18 protein-coding genes and 2 other annotated features (1 of these 20 cut by a window edge) are annotated in these 19,185 nt (G+C 35.7%); of the genes, 5 read left to right on the forward strand and 13 right to left on the reverse strand.

Annotation, left to right across the window (positions count from 1 at the left end):
* Positions 1-244, reverse strand: a binding site (T-box leader) (it extends 2 nt beyond the left edge of the window).
* A gap of 258 nt (positions 245-502) precedes the next feature.
* A complete protein-coding gene (locus SJY24_RS21285) occupies positions 503-1,261 on the forward strand; it encodes an SDR family oxidoreductase (RefSeq protein WP_000911713.1) in 759 nt (252 codons plus the stop codon).
* Positions 1,262-1,351: 90 nt separating this feature from the next.
* Positions 1,352-1,888, forward strand: a complete 537-nt coding sequence (msrA, locus tag SJY24_RS21290) for a peptide-methionine (S)-S-oxide reductase MsrA (protein WP_377866096.1) — start codon at positions 1,352-1,354, stop codon at positions 1,886-1,888.
* Between the two features lie 168 nt (positions 1,889-2,056).
* On the opposite strand, the gene SJY24_RS21295 is transcribed toward msrA, so the two are convergent.
* The 5 genes from SJY24_RS21295 to SJY24_RS21315 form a co-directional block, all read right to left on the reverse strand.
* On the reverse strand, positions 2,057-2,257 hold the full coding sequence (locus SJY24_RS21295; protein WP_002086300.1) for a hypothetical protein: 201 nt from the start codon (positions 2,255-2,257) through the stop codon (positions 2,057-2,059).
* A 257-nt stretch (positions 2,258-2,514) separates the two neighbouring features.
* Positions 2,515-3,426 carry an RCC1 domain-containing protein gene (locus tag SJY24_RS21300; protein ID WP_377866097.1) on the reverse strand — a complete coding sequence of 304 codons (912 nt, stop codon included), beginning with the start codon at positions 3,424-3,426 and terminating at the stop codon, positions 2,515-2,517.
* Between the two features lie 165 nt (positions 3,427-3,591).
* Positions 3,592-4,233: a FusB/FusC family EF-G-binding protein gene (locus SJY24_RS21305; RefSeq protein ID WP_377866098.1), complete on the reverse strand. Its 642-nt coding sequence runs from the start codon at positions 4,231-4,233 to the stop codon at positions 3,592-3,594.
* 110 nt (positions 4,234-4,343) lie between these two features.
* Positions 4,344-5,030 (reverse strand): DUF421 domain-containing protein, encoded by a 687-nt coding sequence (locus SJY24_RS21310; RefSeq protein WP_377866099.1) that lies wholly within the window; start codon positions 5,028-5,030, stop codon positions 4,344-4,346.
* Positions 5,031-5,224: 194 nt separating this feature from the next.
* Entirely contained in the window at positions 5,225-5,488 is a 264-nt protein-coding gene (locus SJY24_RS21315; RefSeq protein WP_377866100.1) for a CD3324 family protein, read from the reverse strand.
* Between the two features lie 326 nt (positions 5,489-5,814).
* Here SJY24_RS21315 and SJY24_RS21320 point away from each other — a divergent pair, with 326 nt between their 5' ends.
* Positions 5,815-6,519, forward strand: coding sequence for a polysaccharide deacetylase family protein (locus tag SJY24_RS21320; protein ID WP_377866101.1), 705 nt, complete (start codon positions 5,815-5,817; stop codon positions 6,517-6,519).
* A gap of 39 nt (positions 6,520-6,558) precedes the next feature.
* Here SJY24_RS21320 and SJY24_RS21325 read toward each other — a convergent pair whose 3' ends face one another.
* Positions 6,559-7,896, reverse strand: a complete 1,338-nt coding sequence (locus SJY24_RS21325) for a sodium-dependent transporter (protein WP_377866102.1) — start codon at positions 7,894-7,896, stop codon at positions 6,559-6,561.
* 302 nt (positions 7,897-8,198) lie between these two features.
* Positions 8,199-8,421: a binding site (T-box leader), on the reverse strand.
* Between the two features lie 220 nt (positions 8,422-8,641).
* On the opposite strand from SJY24_RS21325, the gene SJY24_RS21330 reads away from it, so the two are divergent.
* Complete coding sequence (locus tag SJY24_RS21330; protein WP_377866103.1) at positions 8,642-10,276, forward strand: putative polysaccharide biosynthesis protein; 1,635 nt, start codon at positions 8,642-8,644, stop codon at positions 10,274-10,276.
* A 41-nt stretch (positions 10,277-10,317) separates the two neighbouring features.
* On the opposite strand, the gene SJY24_RS21335 is transcribed toward SJY24_RS21330, so the two are convergent.
* The 6 genes from SJY24_RS21335 to SJY24_RS21360 all read right to left on the reverse strand — a co-directional run bounded on the left by SJY24_RS21335 (position 10,318) and on the right by SJY24_RS21360 (position 16,523).
* Positions 10,318-11,142: a DUF4037 domain-containing protein gene (locus SJY24_RS21335; RefSeq protein WP_377866104.1), complete on the reverse strand. Its 825-nt coding sequence runs from the start codon at positions 11,140-11,142 to the stop codon at positions 10,318-10,320.
* A 93-nt stretch (positions 11,143-11,235) separates the two neighbouring features.
* Positions 11,236-11,748: a GNAT family N-acetyltransferase gene (locus tag SJY24_RS21340; RefSeq protein WP_377866105.1), complete on the reverse strand. Its 513-nt coding sequence runs from the start codon at positions 11,746-11,748 to the stop codon at positions 11,236-11,238.
* A 77-nt stretch (positions 11,749-11,825) separates the two neighbouring features.
* A complete protein-coding gene (gene cysK / locus SJY24_RS21345) occupies positions 11,826-12,743 on the reverse strand; it encodes a cysteine synthase A (RefSeq protein ID WP_377866106.1) in 918 nt (305 codons plus the stop codon).
* Positions 12,744-12,753: 10 nt separating this feature from the next.
* Positions 12,754-13,965 carry an MFS transporter gene (locus tag SJY24_RS21350; protein ID WP_001149436.1) on the reverse strand — a complete coding sequence of 404 codons (1,212 nt, stop codon included), beginning with the start codon at positions 13,963-13,965 and terminating at the stop codon, positions 12,754-12,756.
* 267 nt (positions 13,966-14,232) lie between these two features.
* Positions 14,233-15,492: a GTPase HflX gene (gene hflX / locus SJY24_RS21355; RefSeq protein ID WP_377866107.1), complete on the reverse strand. Its 1,260-nt coding sequence runs from the start codon at positions 15,490-15,492 to the stop codon at positions 14,233-14,235.
* Positions 15,493-15,974: 482 nt separating this feature from the next.
* On the reverse strand, positions 15,975-16,523 hold the full coding sequence (locus SJY24_RS21360) for a cobalamin biosynthesis protein CbiN (protein ID WP_377866108.1): 549 nt from the start codon (positions 16,521-16,523) through the stop codon (positions 15,975-15,977).
* Positions 16,524-16,702: 179 nt separating this feature from the next.
* Between SJY24_RS21360 and SJY24_RS21365 the strand changes: the two genes are divergently transcribed.
* The gene (locus SJY24_RS21365) at positions 16,703-17,686 is read left to right on the forward strand and encodes a ketoacyl-ACP synthase III (RefSeq protein WP_377866109.1); all 984 of its coding nucleotides are present in this window, start codon (positions 16,703-16,705) and stop codon (positions 17,684-17,686) included.
* A 134-nt stretch (positions 17,687-17,820) separates the two neighbouring features.
* Here SJY24_RS21365 and SJY24_RS21370 read toward each other — a convergent pair whose 3' ends face one another.
* The gene (locus SJY24_RS21370; RefSeq protein ID WP_377866110.1) at positions 17,821-19,089 is read right to left on the reverse strand and encodes an MFS transporter; all 1,269 of its coding nucleotides are present in this window, start codon (positions 19,087-19,089) and stop codon (positions 17,821-17,823) included.
* Positions 19,090-19,185: the final 96 nt, after the last annotated feature.

Raw genomic sequence — 19,185 nt, forward strand, 5'->3', positions numbered from 1 at the left:
CTGAGGCGAGAGTTTCGCGTTACCACTCAGCTTCCTTATACTTCTCACGAAATATAAGCTTCATAGGTCCAATCAGACCTCCGTCCTTTTACCGGAGACGATGCCGCCGCCCTCTACTCAGTTTCCCTTTCGCAAGCGATGCTCCGAGGTGATCTTCAATGATTCGATTGCTACTACTCTCACAGCCTAGGAGTAGCTCTCTGAAACGACCATAATCATCTACTTTCCTCTTCTTTGCATATATAACATATAAAGTTAGAAAATTCTTAATTAACTTTTATTTGTTACACGTATTATAGGACGCGACTCTTTTCATTGTCAACATGTTTTTAGAAAAAAATTAAAATTCATTCTATTCACTAGAAATCTATTTATTTTTTCTCAAAACAAAATCGGAATGAACTTCTTACACATACTCATATATTACTTAGGTATGTTCGCGTTACTACATAAAGAAAAACAACTTAAAAACATATACAATTTATGAGGAGATGAGAAATTTATGTTAAAAGGTAAAATAGCATTAGTTACAGGAGCAAGCCGAGGAATTGGACGTGCTATCGCAAAACGGTTAGCAAACGACGGTGCATTAGTTGCTGTTCATTATGGAAATCGAAAAGAAGATGCTGAAGAAACTGTTCATGAAATTCAATCAAATGGCGGATCAGCTTTTTCTATCGGTGCAAATCTTGAATCTTTACACGGTGTAGATAACCTGTATATTTCTCTAGATAACGAACTACAAAAAAGAACTGGTGGAACACAATTTGATATTTTAATAAACAACGCTGGAATCGGTCCTGGTGCTTTTATTGAAGAAACGACTGAACAATTTTTTGATAGAATGGTTTCAGTAAATGCAAAAGCACCATTCTTTATCATTCAACAAGCACTACCACGTTTACGTGATAATAGCCGAATTATTAATATTTCATCAGCTGCCACCCGTATTTCTTTGCCTGATTTCGTTGCATATAGCATGACGAAAGGTGCAATTAACACGATGACTTTCACGCTTGCAAAACAACTCGGAGCACGAGGAATAACAGTAAATGCAATACTTCCAGGCTTTATTAAAACAGATATGAATGCAGAACTATTGAGCGACCCAATGATGAAACAGTACGCTACTACTATTTCCGCCTTCAATCGCTTAGGTGAAGTAGAAGATATTGCCGATACCGCTGCTTTTCTTGCTTCTCCAGACAGCCGCTGGGTTACTGGACAATTAATTGATGTGAGCGGAGGATCTTGTTTATAAAAAACATATATTTTCAAATCTTTTTTATTGCGCAATAAAACAATTTATATAATACTATATAAAACATATACATTTAGGAGGATTACAGCAATGTCCGAAAAAACATACGAACTCGCAACCTTCGCAGGTGGTTGCTTTTGGTGCATGGTAAAACCATTTGATGAACTTCCTGGTATTCATAAAGTACTTTCTGGCTATGCAGGTGGTCATATAGAAAATCCAACATATGAACAAGTAAAATCAGGGACATCTGGACATTTAGAAGTCGTTCAAATTACATTCGATCCTTCTATTTTCCCGTATCAAAAATTACTAGATTTATATTGGCCACAAATCGATCCGACTGATGATGGCGGACAATTTTTTGACCGTGGTCCCTCTTACCGCACAGCAATTTTTTATCATAATGAAACACAAAAAGAGCTTGCAGAAAAATCGAAGCAAACGCTAGCAGAAAGCGGTATGTTTAAAGATCCTATTGTGACTGAAATTCTTCCTGCTGCACCTTTTTATGAAGCAGAAGAGTACCACCAACATTTCTATAAAAAGAATCCAGAGAAATATGCTACTGAGCAAAAAGAATCTGGCCGTGAAGACTTCATAAAAGAAAATTGGCAAAAAAAATAATAAAAACGCATCGTGCTTTTTTTCAAAGTGCGATGCGTTTTTATCTTTGAAAAAAGTACCATACAATTAAAAGAACAACCGCTGTTAATGTCCAAAGTACTATCTCGTTTTTTACTCTATTCTTTTTATTAGTCATTTCATCTCCTCCTAATAGCTATTTAAACATATTCAAGATTTCCTTTGTTTAATTGTCCACTTGATGAACGTAAATAAATCCGTACATATTCTTATAACAAGAGTACCAATTATGCCGATTGTAATCCCAACTAATACCATCTGTCCAAAACTAAGAGAGGTCGTGTATGTTATGTAGAGAACGATACATACAAGTGAAAAATCTGGTAAAAAAAGCAAAAACTTTTTAAACATTTCTTCACCTCTCCTTATGCTTTATTTGTAAACCATGTCTTCTACTGTAGCTTTGCAATAAAGTTTGTTCAAAAATTCCATTTAGACCCTCATTTTATGGAAAAGAATAAGAACCCCTTTTGAATAGGGATTCTTACTCAGCAGATTTAAGTTTGATTATTTTCTACATATCCTATTCCATAATTACGCCTGAAATAACATAATATTACCAGCGATTTATTAGAAATTAAACATTCTTATTCCCCATCAACAAATATTTAGATTGGCAAAATATTTGGATTGGGCAGTCGGATACCGTGCCAGCTGTGTACATCGCATTGGCCATATTCGTTATCACCTACTGCTACCACCGTACCGTCAGATGTAAGGCCGACGGTATGTGCACACCCCGCCGCTATCGCTACAATATCGCGCCAATCGCTTACATTACATTGACCATACTCATTTGAACCCATTGCTACTACAGTACCATCCGATTTCAGACCGATTGTATGACTACTCCCTGCCGCTATCGCCACAATATCACGCCAATCGCTTACATCACATTGACCCTGTTTATTATTACCCACAGCCGTCACCATACCGTTTGATTTAAGACCAACTGTATGAAGATATCCCGCCGCTATCACCACAATATCACGCCAGCTACTTACATTACATTGGCCATATCGATTATTACCCACAGTCGTCACCGTTCCGTCCAATTTAAGACCGACTGTATGCCAGTCACCCACCGCGACCGCCACAATATCACGCCAGCTACTTATATTGCATTCTCCTTCTTTATTTCGCCCCACTGCTATTACCGTGCCATCCGGTTTAAGGCCAATGGTACGACGCCATCCCGCCGCAACCGATACAATATTATGCCAGTCGTTTACATTACATTGATCATGATTATTCCAACCCACTGCAACCGCAGTACTGTCACATTTAAGACCGATTGTATGAGCATTACCCGTGTTCGTCGCCATATGAACATTGCCCGCTGCGACTGCTTCAATATCACACCAGCCACTTACATTGCATTCTCCTTCTTTATTTCGGCCCACTGCTACCACCGTGCCATCCGATTTAAGAGCAACGGTATGACCACGACCCGCCACTATCGTATCTTTAGGCCACCGTTTCACTTTTAACACCTCTTCTTTCGGTGAAATGTAATTCATGTTTTACCTCCTTGCATATAAGTATCTGTATCCAAATAGATGTTTTTATCAAATTTCATTATAAATGACCTGACTTTTTTTATAAATCTACAGCTACAAAAGAAGCCTATTATTACTTCTTCAAAAAATAAAAACCTCCAGTTTAAGTACTAGAGGTCTTCCATTTTATTTCTTTAATCTCTCGATAAAATCCTGTAACTTATCAAGCGATTTCATATTATGATTACAAGCTACACCATCTTTGCAAATATAGTTTCCCTTTCTAACGAAAGTTCCTGGTACATCACCTTTAATTTCAACTAAAAACATTCCTACTTCTTCATGCCCATGACATAATGAACAAATGCTTTTTTTATTTAAACTTTGAAATGTTCCTTGCAGACCAACAAACTTATTTTTATCATTTTTCGCTATAATAAATTTCCTGCTTGATCCTTTGTCAATCCAGCTTAAATAAGATAATTCTTTCATATCCAGTTCTTCCATATCAGGCAGTTTTAATTTTTTTGCTTTAGGGAATAGTTTTTTTAACGTTTGTGCTGTAACTTCCTGAAACGGAATTACATACGGATTTATTTTCATTAAAAACGATTCTGCATCTTCTCTATTTTTAACTGTTAATACCGTATCAATTAACTCTTTCTGTTCATCCGTTAAATTCTCAAATACATGTATTATCTTTTCAATTGCAAGTGATTTTAACGCTTGAATTACTCCTCTATCATTTGCCGTAGCATGTCCATTTGCTAAAATATAAGCTTGTGACTTTATAAAATTATATTGATCACTTCTAATAAAAGCTTCCATATTTATCACTCCATACAAATTGTTGATCTAATTTTATTGTATACAATGATTACGTTTTTTGATATGTAAAAGATAATTTAGAAATGAACATTACATACTCCGATTATGTTCTACCGATTCATTTCCTGACAAAAGAATCCATCATCTGTTTTCCATTCCGCATATAGTACATCCTCAAATTTAGTAATCCCTTTTTGCTCTATTTGTTTATAAAGCCATCCCTCATCAAAACCTGCTTCCCTTAAATTATCCTTCACTACTTTTCCATCACTAATTAATGAAATGGGTAAGTATACAGGCTTATGTTTTAAACTTAAATCATTTATAGTGGGAGTTTCATATTTACTTTTTTTCAGAACACTTATGTTTCCGTTAGGTTCCAAAATCATATACTCAACTTCCCGGATTGAAAAAACATCTTTTTGCTGCCGTAGCATTTGCTGTAATTGGTTTATGTCCAAATGATTTGAACTTAGTTGTTCCCGGTCAATATATCCATTACGGATAATGATTGACGGAGAGCCTTCAAAAAAACTTCTCGTCCCTCTAAATTTTTGCGTTATTACTTCTATTATATAAATTAACACTACCCATACAAGTACTGCATATAAAATAGACCATACTTTTATTTCCGGGTCATATATAGTATTTCCGACCAATTCTCCGAGAACAATAGCAGAAATAAAATCAAAAGGCGTTAGCTGTGATATTTGTGTTTTCCCTAGTATTTTTGTAGCAACCAATAGAACAAAAAAACCAAAAATCAATTCTATTGTTATTTGTCCAAGATGATTCATATAGGTTCACCTTTCTGTCATATGAAATATAACGTTTTCATTTCCCATCCACGCCTCAATACTATACAATTACGATTCATTTTTGCTATTATCATGCCCATTCATACTAAAAATATCGAATCAAATTTTGTAATGAACCTATAAAAAAAGAGTCTGATTCAAAATAACATATGAATCAGACTCTTTTTTAAAATTTATTTAGAATACACTATCTTTTTAATCGTTTCTCCAGAAAGAAAATATTCTTCTGCTAATTGATGAATTGCAATTCCGCTTTTAAAAGCGTCTTTAATTGCTTTATTTCTTTCATCCAGTTGTTTTCTTCCGCCAGATCGTGTACCCCATTTATAATGTTTCGTTTCTTGTTTTGGAATGTAAATTGTTTCACCTTGTATATACTTTTGAATTTCGGTAATTAAACTTTCTGGTAAAACCGTCGCAGCTTTTACGTATTTCATTTCTGCTCGCCCCTTATTTTTTATGGTTCATTTCAATAAGGTGCAAAGCCAAATATAAAAAATGATACGAGCTCATTTAGGCGATTGTATATTACTTGTCTACCTCACGCAAAGTATCGCCATTTCCATACTTGGCTTTGCATGAGACGTTGCAGTGTCTGGCAATTGAATTATAATCGCCATATAAACACCTCCTAATATACCTTTTGCATTTTATTATATGATAAATTCCTTCCCCTTGCATCCACATCCTTTTCAAAGCAAAAAATTACTTAGTTTGATATAATACTTTTTAATCGAATCAAAAATAAATATGAGGTTGTATTATGAAGAAAAAAATAATCACTACACTAGTTACACTATTCATTATTACCATAGCATTATTCGGAACTTACAAATTAATGAATGCAAGAAGTTTTCAATTATTCGGCGAACTGACAAACCGCATTGAAACAAATGAAAAGATAGTTGCCTTAACTTTTGATGATGGCCCTACTAACAATGTAAAACAAATACTACCACTACTAGATAAGTACAATGCTAAAGCTACTTTCTTTGTTATTGGAAACGAATTAGAAAACAATTTACCATTAGGTGAAGCGATTGTTCAATCTGGGCACCAACTTGGAAACCATACATATTCTCATAATAGAATGGTTTTCAAAACTCCTTCTTTTATTAAAAAAGAAATAGAAAAAACGAACTCGATAATCCGTCAAACAGGATATACAGATAAAATTGATTTTAGGCCACCTAACGGTAAGAAACTAATAGGACTGCCATACTATTTAAATAAAAATAATATCGAAACAATCACATGGGATCTTGAACCTGATACTTTTTATAAATCTACAGCTGATAAAATTGAATATGTTAGTAAAAATTTAAAACCAGGTTCTATCATTTTATTACACTCTATGTATGATGAGTCTAATGAAAATTTACAGACCATTGAAGGTATTTTAGACTCTTTATCTAAGAAGGGCTATCAGTTCGTAACAGTAAACGAATTACAAAAAAGAGCAAAATAAAAAGGTAGCGTATCATAGAGCGATACGCTACCTTTCTTTTTATATAATTCCAAGTACATTTAGGAATACGATAATAATCGCAATTGGTGCAATATAGCGAAGTAAGAATAACCATAATACGAACAGTTTATAGCCTTTATTTTTACTTACACCAAGCTCTTTCATTAATACATCTTTCTTCATTTTTAAAGGAACAAAGATAGAAACTAATAAAACACCAAGTGGCATTAGTATGTTACTAACCGCATAGTCTGCTAAATCAAAAATTGTTTTTCCAAATGGTTTCACATCGCTTAACAAACCGAATGATAATGCTGATGGCACTCCAACAACGAAGATTAATAATCCAACGATCAAGGCCATCTTTTCACGTTTCCCTTTACCTTTTGCAGTTAAAGATGCAACGCTAATTTCTAACATCGAAATTGCTGATGTAATAGTAGCAAAGAAGAATAATAATAAGAAAACAATGAAGAATAATTTTCCGAACGCCATTTTACTGAAAATAGCTGGTAATACGATAAATAATAGTCCAGGTCCTTGAGATGGTTCCATTCCAAATGCAAATACAACCGGGAAAATTGCTAGCCCTGCAAGTAATGTAATCACAAGCGTTAAAGCTACGATAGAAAATGCTGAACGCGGTAAACTTTCTTCTTTCGGTAAGTACGAGCTATACGTTACCATAACGGCTACACCAACAGATAGTGAGAAGAACGATTGCCCCATTGCATATAATATGATTTCTGACGTTACGTTTGAGAAATCAGGTTGTAAGAAGAATCGAACTCCTTCTCCAGCACCGTCTAATGTAAGTGCACGAACAATTAGTACAAAGAATAATACGAATAGTGCTGGCATGAAATATTTATTTACTTTTTCAACACCATTTTGTACACCTTTACTTACGATAAAAATAGTAATAAGGATGAATAATAGCTGTGAACCAACTGCTAAATATGGATTGGAAATGATTTCACCAAACGTAGCTTCGTATGCCACATTTCCTTCCCATAGTCTACCTGTAATTGCATTCCATAAATATAATATAATCCAACCTCCTACAACGCTGTAGAAAGAAAGTAATATGAAACATGTTACAATCCCTAATTTACCTAACCACGGCCATAACGTTTTAGGAGCAATCTCTCTATATGCATCAACGGCCTCTTTTTGTGTACTTCTTCCGATAACGAATTCAGCTAATAATAGCGGTAAACCAATTAATAATGTGAATCCGATGAAAATAAGGAAGAACGCGCCGCCTCCTCCGATGCCGGCCATATATGGGAATTTCCAAATCGCCCCAAGACCAATTGCTGAACCTGCTGCAGCTAATACGAAACCTAATTTCGATGTCCATTGCTGTGAATTCATTTATTTATCTCCTCTCTTTATCTTTTTTATGTTTTACAATTCGGTATTTATATTGTTCTATCCATACTCTTTTCTAATACGTTCACTTCCTCCCTAATAATAAAAAACGCCCCTACGTAAATACGTAGGGACGACAAAAATATCGCGGTACCACCCTAGTTATGAAGATACAACAAAAGTAAGACCTAAATAAAAAGCGTCCCTACGCAAATACGTAGGGACGATAAAATATCGCGGTACCACCCTAGTTATGAAGCCACACCAAAGTTAAGACCTAAATAAAAAACGTCCCTACGTAAATACGTAGGGACGATAAATATCGCGGTACCACCCTAGTTGTGAAACAATCTTCACCACTTTATTTGATAACGGTATAAACTACCGTCTTTCATTTCCTCAAAATATGAGATTTATGAAAGATGCTCCAGGACGAACTTCATGAATAATCTATATACTGATTCACACCAACCATCAGCTCTCTGAAATAGGGAGATTTTCACTACTATACCCTTTCATTGCCCAAATATTATTTTCCGAATTGATTACTATCATTTTTATCACACATTAAAAATAGTGTCAACTTATATTTTGAATTTTTATGTATTACATTCTATTTTAAAATTCAAAATATGACTTTTGTATGAATAGTATTAGAACATTTATGGTTTATACTGTATTAACTTCTCTAGCAGGTTTATAGTAGTATACGATGAATGCAAGACAGCACGAGTAGGAGGAAAGGATTTTGTCCACTTCAAAAGTTTTAAAAGGCACTGCTTTATTAAGTGGTGCAACAATGATTTCACGAATTTTAGGTTTTATATACTTCTTCCCTTTTCAATTATTAGTTGGAACGCAAGGGGTCGCTTTATACGGATATGCATACTCTTGGTACGGTATTTTATTAAGCTTTTCAACAGCTGGTATTCCTATTGCCGTCTCCAAATTTGTTGCAAAACATAATGCACTTGGCGATTATAGTACAAGTAAAAAATTATACAACTCTAGCGTAAAATTGATGTTGTTTATGGGCTTTTTAGGATTTTTAATTTTATTTATTGGAGCACCGTACATATCACAATTTATTATTCGCTCGAAAACGCCAGATCCACAATTTATCGCCGACGTAACACTTACAATGCGAGCATTAAGCTTCGCGCTTATTATCGTACCAGCTATGAGTGTTACACGTGGTTATTTCCAAGGTTTTCAACATATGAAACCAAGTGCTGTTTCTCAAGTTGTAGAACAAATCGCACGTGTCGTTTTCATTTTAGTTGGTAGTTTTATCGTCTCAAAACTATTAGGTGGTTCAGTAGCTTCTTCTGTTGCGGTTGCTACGTTTGGTGCTGTTATCGGGGCACTTGCCAGCGTCTCTATTTTAATGATGTACTGGAAAAAATATAACGGATTAAAGCCTCCCGAAGGTGAATTAAAGTCAAGGGCATCCGATATTCCATTAAAAAATATTTATATGGAATTACTTCGATATGCAATCCCAATTGTATTTGTCGGTATTGCAATTCCGCTCTATACGTTAGTAGATCAATATACCGTAGCTGATGTCCTTAGAGCAATGGGAGAGCCTTTAGAAACTGCGAATGCAGTTTTCGCTTATATAACGAACTATGCACAAAAGTTAATTATGATTCCCGCTTCACTTGCTACCGGATTCTCATTAACAATTATTCCAGCTATAACGAAATCATTTACAAGTGGGAAGCTAGATGAATTACAAGGACAAATTTCAAAGATATTTCAAGTATTATTATTCTTCACTATCCCAGCAGCATTCGGTTTAGCTAGTATCGCTTACGATGCATTCCGCATGGTTTATGTAAATCCTGAAATTGCACTTGGTGGATCACAATATTTAATTTCATTTGCACCTTCTGCTGTATTAAGTGCGATTTTCACAGTTTCAGCTGCTATATTACAAGGAATTGATTATCAAAGAAAAACAATGATTGCATTCTCAGTCGGTATTCTCGTTAAAATTGTGGTGAACACACCGCTCTTACATTTATTCGGTGGACATGGTGCTGTGCTTGGAACAATTCTTGGCTATCTCGTTTCAAATATTATTATGTTGTACTGCATCGTTAAGTTTGCGAAATTTAAAATTGGCGAAACAGCAAAAACAGTATTTCTTATTACGCTTTATTCCGCGGCAATGTCTGCTGTTGTAATCGCATTAAGAGCATTTATAAGTTGGATTATTCCTGGCCAATCTTATATAGAATCATTGATTATTGTGTTTATATGCGCCGCAGCAGGAGGACTTGTTTATCTTTTATTCGTACTAACGAGTGGACTTGCTTCGCATATTCTCGGTGATCGTATTCAACGTTTACCTGTATTAGGAAAGTTAGTAAAATAAAAAAACAAGAGATGTAACGCGTTGTTACATCTCTTGTTTTTTTACTTCGCATATTGAATGCGCTTTTGTTGTTCAGCAATATTTAATTCTGGAGCATATTGTTCTACTAAATGTAATACCTCTTCGATCAACACTTCTAACTCCTGTACACTATACTCCGGTTTCCCTATTAACGTATTCGCCATACGCTCATATAGATTTTCAGGTTTGATATTCATACGCTCTACATTATAAGCCATCCATTTAAATGCAGGATGATGTACATACAGTTTATTCAAACCAAATAAAACACCGAATAAATCTCTTTGTACTTCACAAATAACATCGTAAAGCATAAGCCAATCCTTTCGTGTTAAAAGAGCCTCTCGATTATGCCAACGATTGCTTAACCAAAGATTTTCTGAAATCATCCTTTTCGCCAATTCTTCTGGATATACTTCAATCCTATCTTTTAGAGCATGTACTTTTACTTCTCCATACAAACTCACCCCATCATGAACCGATGATACAATACATTGTTTCTCATAATTTGTATCATACTGCTCTATAACTTCTGAAATAATTTTTTCTACTGTTAATGTTAAAAAGTTACTAATCTCTAGTTTAATTCCTTCTTTCGTCAAATACGTTTCCGACCATTCTTCGTCCTCGTAAGGATGATATGACAAAATCGTTCCACCAATATTATTAATTGGACCTAGACGCTCTTCATCCTCTGGTGGTTCTGACCATAAAATATGTAATTCAATATCTGAATGTTCATCTTCTAACTTTCTCGCTACAGATCCTGCTAAAATAATAGCTTCGACTTTCTTGTTTTGCCTATAAATCTCCGACATCTCTATCGCTTTCTCTTTTAATCCCATTGCATTTCCCCCTAAAACTGCAGTACTCCCCTTACTTTTCATTTATCTATTTCGATATTAAACATTATATTACCTTTTCAAATTTCCACTAAATCATATTTCTACCCAATAACGCTGAACAATTTCGCCAGAATTAGAAGAAACTACTTCATTTTCTAGCACACCACCAACCTTTTGAATCGTTTTAACCGAACCAATATTAGCTTTATCACAAGTTATTAACACTTTCTTCAACCCTAACTTTTGCGCTTCACTTAATGCAAGTTTCAATTGTTTTGTCGCGTAACCTAGGCGACGTTTATTCGGATGGACACTATAACCGATATGACCGCTTTCCAGTAATAATTCTGGATTTAATCGATGTCTAATATTCACAAAACCAATAAGTTCTCCTTTTTCAATACTTAAAAACTGACTAGACGGCACTCGATTAGATGGTAAGTTTTCTCCTACTTCTTGTATACTCACTTTTGCAAACCATTTATCAAGAGAAGCAAAATTTTGTAGAGAACTACTACCGTGTGGTTGTTCATCAGCATGTAAAAATGCCTCCCGATATTCCATAATTTGTTCACTATATTCATTTGTTGGTTTTAATAGTTTCATTGTGCTTCCCCTCTCTTAATAACCTACAACAAACCCCTTAATAGCTCTATTTCACCATTAAGGGGTTTCTATCATTTTCATTCAAATAATCCCATACTCAAATAACGCTCACCTGTATCAGGTGCAATACATAAAACTTTTTTACCAGCGCCTAAGCGTTTTGCAATCATAATTGCAGCGTACACAGAAGCTCCTGAAGATGGTCCTACTAATAAGCCTTCTTGTCTTGCTAAGTTTCTCATTGTAGTTAATGCTTCTTCATCCGCAATTTGAATAATTTCGTTATACACTTCTGTATTTAAGTTTTTTGGAATAAAACCAGGACTTGTTCCTACTAGTTTATGAGGGCCTGGAACACCGCCAGATAAAACTGGTGATCCTTTCGGTTCTACTACTGCAATATATAAGTTTGGTAGTCTCTCTTTTAATGTTTCACCGGTCCCTGTAATTGTTCCACCCGTTCCCGCCGTTGCTACAAATGCATCAAGATCTCCATCCATTTGTTCATAAATTTCAAGTGCAGTCGTATAACGATGTATATTCGGATTTGCTGGGTTTTCAAATTGCTGCGGAATAAAACTATTTGGAATTTCTTTTTGTAACGCTACCGCCTTCGCAATTGCTCCTGGCATTCTTTGTTCTGCTGGTGTTAAAACTACTTCTGCGCCGTATGCTTTCAATAAATTAATACGCTCTTTGGACATATTATCTGGCATAATTAAAATCGCTTTATATCCTTTAGCAGCTGCATTCATCGCTAAGCCAATTCCTGTATTTCCACTTGTCGGTTCAATAATTGTATCACCAGGTTTTATAAGTCCCTTTTCCTCAGCGGCATGAAGTAAATTATAGGCTGCACGATCTTTCACACTGCGTGACGGATTAAACATTTCCAGTTTTACATACACATCCGCTGCGTCCTCTGGAATAAATTTAGATAATCGGACGACAGGTGTATCTCCTATTAATTCTGTAACGTTTTCACATAATTTCATAGCGCATCCCCTATTCTATCGTTTTCTTATCATTCGGCAGTAGCCATGAAGTAAGTCCAATTAATGGTAAACAACTACATAATAGCATAATAAATTGAAGGCTATACATATCAGCTAATTTTCCAAGGACTACAGCACCTAATGCTCCAAGACCAAACGCAAGGCCAACAATTAACCCTGATACCATCCCTACTTTTCCAGGAACAAGCTCTTGTGCATATACAACAATTACACTAAAACTACTAGAACTAATAAAACCAATACATAAAAATAATGGTACAACCCACACGAGCGAAACGTGAGGTAGTAAAAGTGCAAGCGGCGCTGAACCGAGCATTGAAAATACAATTATCTTTTTCTTACCGAATTTATCTGCTAACGGACCACCAAAGAAAGTACCTAATACACCAGCAATCATAAATGCGAATACGAAATACTGGGCATTTTTTATAGATAAACCGTAATGCTCAATTAAGTAAAATTGATAAAAATTCCCGATACCAGCACCGTACCAAGAACGTACAAATGTTAGAAAAACAAGAAGTATAATAACAAATTTAATATGTGTACTTACAATTGCATTTTCCGCCTCAAGTGCAGCCCTCTTTTTCCTTCTTACAGCACCAGTGGCTAATTCATTTTTATACCAATTTGATACAAAAATTAGTAATACAATTCCTACTGCTGCAAAGGCTGTAAAACCTAAAGAACCAATTTGACCAAGCGGGACGAAAATTAATGCTGTAAAAATAGGGGCTAGAGAATTCCCTGTGTTTCCTCCCACTTGATAAATTGCTTGTGCTAAACCACGTTTGGCACCTGCCGCCATATAAGCAACGCGGGCACCTTCTGGATGAAAGACTGCGGAACCTAATCCAATAAATAAAACAGAAATAATAACAATAATAAAATTCGGGGCAAACGCGAGCCCAATCATCCCAAGCATGCTCGAAAACATACCGAGTGGTAATAAAAATGGTGACGGCTTCTTATCTGAATACATACCAAAAACCGGTTGCATAATCGATGACGTCATATTTAACGCGAACGCTATCCACCCTACTTGCATGTAGGATAAATTCATCGTTTTTTCCAAAATAGGAAACAACGCCGGCACAACTGCTTGCATCGAATCATTCAAAAAATGTCCGAAACTAATCGCAAATAATATTCGATATATCGTTGGTGTTTCCGCTGCACTTTTTTGTGAAACTGCCTGCATATACGAATCTCTCCTTCCCGTACAAAATATATATTTATTACAGTAAGTGTAATAAATTCTGAGTTTTGAAACATTTCTATTCTATACTGGTTTCATTTCTTTTTCCAGAAATATCACTTCATAAATATTAAATTTTCCCTATCTGTTTTATCAGATTTATTTATATGAACTCTCTGTACTTTCTTTCATGCTAAGTTAGGACGACGGGAAGGCTTGCAATTATGAAGAAAAAGACGACCCTAAAACATATTAAGATCGCCCTTTTTATTAAATAGCAAAACGCTTATACTTCTCATAATCACTCGTCTTACATTCTAGTGCAATTTTCGTACCTTCGTTTTCATAACTCGTAGATAAAACGTGCGCATGATTGTTGAAATACGAAACTACCTGTCCTTGATCATATGGAATTAACATTTCACACTTCGTATACTCTTTATAAATGTGTGAGCGAACTAATTCTACAAGCTCTTCAATTCCAACATGTTTCTTCGCAGATAGATACACGCGATCTTCTTGCACTTTCGGAATTTCAACATCTACCATATCTGATTTGTTGTATGCATAAATCGTCGGGATATTTTCCACGCCAATTTTCTTCAACGTTTCATTTGTAATATCAATTAATTGCTCATAATTAGGATTTGAGTAATCTACGACGTGAATGAGTAAATCTGCTTCCGCCACTTCCTCTAGCGTTGAACGGAATGCTTTCACAAGATGATGCGGTAATTTACTTACAAATCCAACAGTATCCGTTAATAAAAATGATTTATTATCCGGCAAATCAATATTTCGTACAGATGTCTCTAACGTCGCAAATAACATATCTTTTTCAAATACTTGTTTTTCTACAGTACCATTAAAAATTTCAAGCATTGCATTCATTATTGTTGATTTACCTGCATTCGTATATCCTACTAATGACACAACTGGCATTTCATTTTTCTTACGTTGTTTACGCTGCGTTTGACGCTGTGCAACAAGTGCCTCTAATTCTTTATTTAGAGCTGCAATTTGTTCTTCAATTTTACGACGGTCTAATTCCAACTTCTTCTCACCGACACCTTTATTTTTCGTGCCAACTCCCCCGCTCTGTCTTCCTAACGATTCACGAAGACCGATTAAACGAGGCATCATGTACTGAAGATGGGCCACTTCTACTTGCAACTGCGCTTCTTTCGTTTTCGCACGCTGCGCAAAAATATCCAAAATTAAAATGGTACGATCAATTACTTTACAATCTAAATCCTCTTCTAAATTTCGAATTTGCGAAGGAGATAATTCATCATTAAAGATAACCATATTCGCATCGGCTTCTTTCACATACGCTGCTACTTCTTCAATTTTCCCTTTTCCAATATAATGCGACGGATTTACTCGTTGTAAATTTTGCGTCACTTGACCGATTACTTCCACATCACAAGCTTCCGTAAGATTTGCTAACTCTTCCATCGAATATGCAAAATCAGCTTCATTACCTAAATTTACTCCAACTAATATTGCTCTTTGTAATAATTCTTCCATATATTTATTCCTCCATTTCGATTACGTAAATAAAAAGCACAGGTCACTGCCTGTGCTTTCGTAAACGGATAAGGGTTCACCAAAGAAATAGAAGAAAGTTATACTTTCATCCTATCTCATAGTCAATAAGTCCCAAGATAATATACGTATTCACACCGAGTGTTCACCTATACTATCCCATTCTATTTTTAAAGGCAAAACAAAAAGAGGGCGTATTCGTCCCTCCCTCTTTTTCACATATAAGCTTAATAAAGGGTTCCTTTAAAATAGGCAGACCAATCCCGTTCACTCTGTACACAGACAGAGCCTTTGAGCGCTATTCAATTATTGGCACAAAGTATTGAGACGTAATCTGATTAAGATCAAAGGAAGCCCCTCCGTTCATTTTAAGTTACATAAAGTGTAGCATAAGTAATTCGCTTTCACAAGGTTTAACAACCTATATCACACTAAAGAAAATCTTTATATTTTTACTTTAATCGTCATTTTTTGCGAGTTCTTTTCACAATAAAAATAACCACAGCTACAATGAATAATACACCTATAACAATAAGCACAACTTGCCACGAACTTAAGCCGCTCACCATATCACCTTTTAAATCCACTTTTTTCGTCGGAATAGACTCTTTTGCAATATGGCTTAAAGCTGTTTTATCCAACTCTGCCTCATCTAATCTCTTCGTTCCACTGCAGATAGATGTCTCTAACTTTTCCTCTCCTCTATAAGAAGAAAAGACTAAGTACTCTCCTCCCTCTGCAAAACGAAATGCACAGCTACTTACACTTGTATATATAATAACTTGCGAAGAACTTGTCCCTTTCCAAATTTTCTTCACTTCAAATAATGTTTTCATTCTTCCGTCCTTCTCTTGAACTTCTAATACCTTACCTTCAAACACCACATCATTTTTTTGTAACCTCTCTTCTGGTGATGCTTTCATACACTCACAAGCGTAAGACTTCTCTGGTAAAATAAAATAAGTAAAGCTACAAATTAAAACGAGAGACAATACATATACGATTCTTTTCAAGAATCTCAAACCCTTCATTATCAATTTTAGAAGCTTTCCGTATATTATTTGGACATCACTCCTCAAATCCCTTTCCGTTTATTAAAATATATTAATTTTATTAAACAGAAAATCTTTATTGACATTTTTATAACCTGATATTAGTATCAGGTTATAAAAATAAGTTAGGAGATGTTCCTATGAATTCTAAATCTCGTATTACCGCAATTGGTACTTATGTTCCAGATCAAGTATTGTCTAATAACGATTTAGAAAAGATGATTGATACGAATGATGAATGGATTGTGCAAAGAACAGGAATGAAGGAAAGAAGGATTGCTAACAAAGACGAATACTCCTCACACTTAGCCATTAAAGCAATCGAAAATTTGTGTACAACATATAAGAAAAACTTAGAAGATATTGACTGTATCATCGTCGCTACAACTACTGCTGACTATGTTTTCCCTAGTATTGCTTGCCAAATACAACAATACTTCAACATACCTCATACACTAGCTTTTGATTTAAATGCGACTTGCGCTGGTTTCACATACGGACTGCATGTCGGTAATAGCTTAATCACTTCTGGATCACATGAAAAAGTACTCGTCATAGCGACGGAGACATTATCTAAAGTTACTGATTACACCGATAGAACGACCTGTATTTTGTTCGGTGATGGCGCTGGAGCTATTTTATTAGAAAGAGATGAAAATAAACCAAGCTTTATCGCTGCTCACATGGGAACAAATGGTGCTGGTGGCATTCATCTATACAGAACAAACTTATCTACTACTATGAATGGCACACCACTGCAAACAAATGAAAAAATCGTTCAAAACGGAAGAGAAGTATATAAATGGGCAACACGCACAGTGCCAGCAGGTATAAAAGAACTATTACATACCACAAATATGCAAATAGATGATATAGACTGGTTCGTACCACACAGTGTTAACTTACGGATGATTGAATCTATTTGCGAGAAAACTGAAATTCCAATTCAAAAAACTTTAACTAGTGTAAAATACATGGGCAATACATCTTCAGCTTCCATTCCACTCGCTTTAGATTTAGCTAGAAAAGAAGGGAAATTAAATAACGGAGATACACTTTTACTGTACGGTTTTGGCGGTGGTCTTACGCATTTAGGGCTTATTGTGGAGTGGGGTTTAGACTAACACTTTTTTATACAGCTAACATTACGGTAAATGAAATTATATCAACGATTCCAGTTAAACTATTAGTTAATCACCAAAAGCGGCATTCAAGGATTTATTAGCTCCCTTTGAACGCCGCTGCTTTCATTTAAATTTTATTTACCTGTCCGAGACCATATCACAACTGGAATAAGCAGTAAGGCTACAGCCCCTCCCGCTAATGATAATGCCGCATAACTGGAATTAGCTACTACCATTCCTGACATCGCTCCACCTGAAGCTCCGGCTAACGCAATAAAAACATCTATTTTCCCTTGTGTTTTAGCACGTGTAGAAGGAGTTGTGGAGTCAACGATTTGAGCTGTACCACTAATCAATCCAAGGTTCCACCCTAATCCAAGTAAAGAAAGAGCAACAATTAATAATAGTAAAGAATCACTCGGTGCTATCGCAGCTATGACACCCGCTGCAAGTAAAATCATCCCACCAGCTATACTCATCGTAGTACGGCCAATTTTATCAATTAACATTCCTGTAACAAGCGATGGAAGGTACATTGCCCCTACGTGAAATCCAATGACTAGCCCTACTTCACTTAGTCCATGACCATGGTGTCCCATATGTACTGGCGTCATAGTCATAATCGCAACCATCACTATTTGAGTAAGTATCATTACGATTGCTCCAACAGTAACACCACGTTTATTTTCTATCATTTCTTCTGTTACTGGTTGCCCTTTATATGTATGTTCTTGTTTATATGTTTCTATTATGTTAGCAATAATTAACGGGTCTGGACGAAGCATAACGAAAAGGACAAGACCCGCAAGTATAAATGCCGCTGCCGATAATATGAACGGACCAGCAAGGTTAGGAATTCCAATTGAATCGGAAAAATCTCCCATTACGCCTACTAAATTCGGGCCAGCCACCGCACCAAAAGTCGTCATAACCATCGTAATACTAATAGCAGTTGCTCGCTGCTTCTTATCTGCTAAATCGGTACCAGCATAACGAGCTTGTAGATTCGTCGCTGTACCTGCACCGTATATGAGTAAAGAAACTAGTAAAAGAATAATACTATTTGTTAACGCAGCCAATACAACTCCAATAGCCCCTAGTCCCCCTACTATAAACCCTGTTGCAAGTCCTATTCGGCGACCATATTTTTGCGATAACTTCCCCACAAAGAAAGCCGCTACCGCAGATCCCATTGTAAACATAGCAGCCGGTAATCCTGCATATGCATCTGTCCCAAGCATTTGCTGTGCAAGTAGTGCACCTACTGTAATACCAGCAGCTAACCCTGCTCCGCCGAACATTTGTGAAATACTAACTATTATTAACGTTCGTTTATATAATTTTTGTTGCTCTTCTTCTGTATACATATGGTTACTTATTGAAGCTTCCGCCTTACCTAGCATTTTCTCACCCTCCTTTTGAAATTAATTCCTCTTGTTAATGTACTATAATTATTGTTTCATATTCAATGACAATTGTATTCGTTACTTGAACGCCAC

The organism is Bacillus sp. R86525 (genome assembly GCF_042466195.1).
In the GTDB taxonomy this organism is placed as follows: Bacteria; Bacillota; Bacilli; order Bacillales; family Bacillaceae_G; genus Bacillus_A; species Bacillus_A nitratireducens.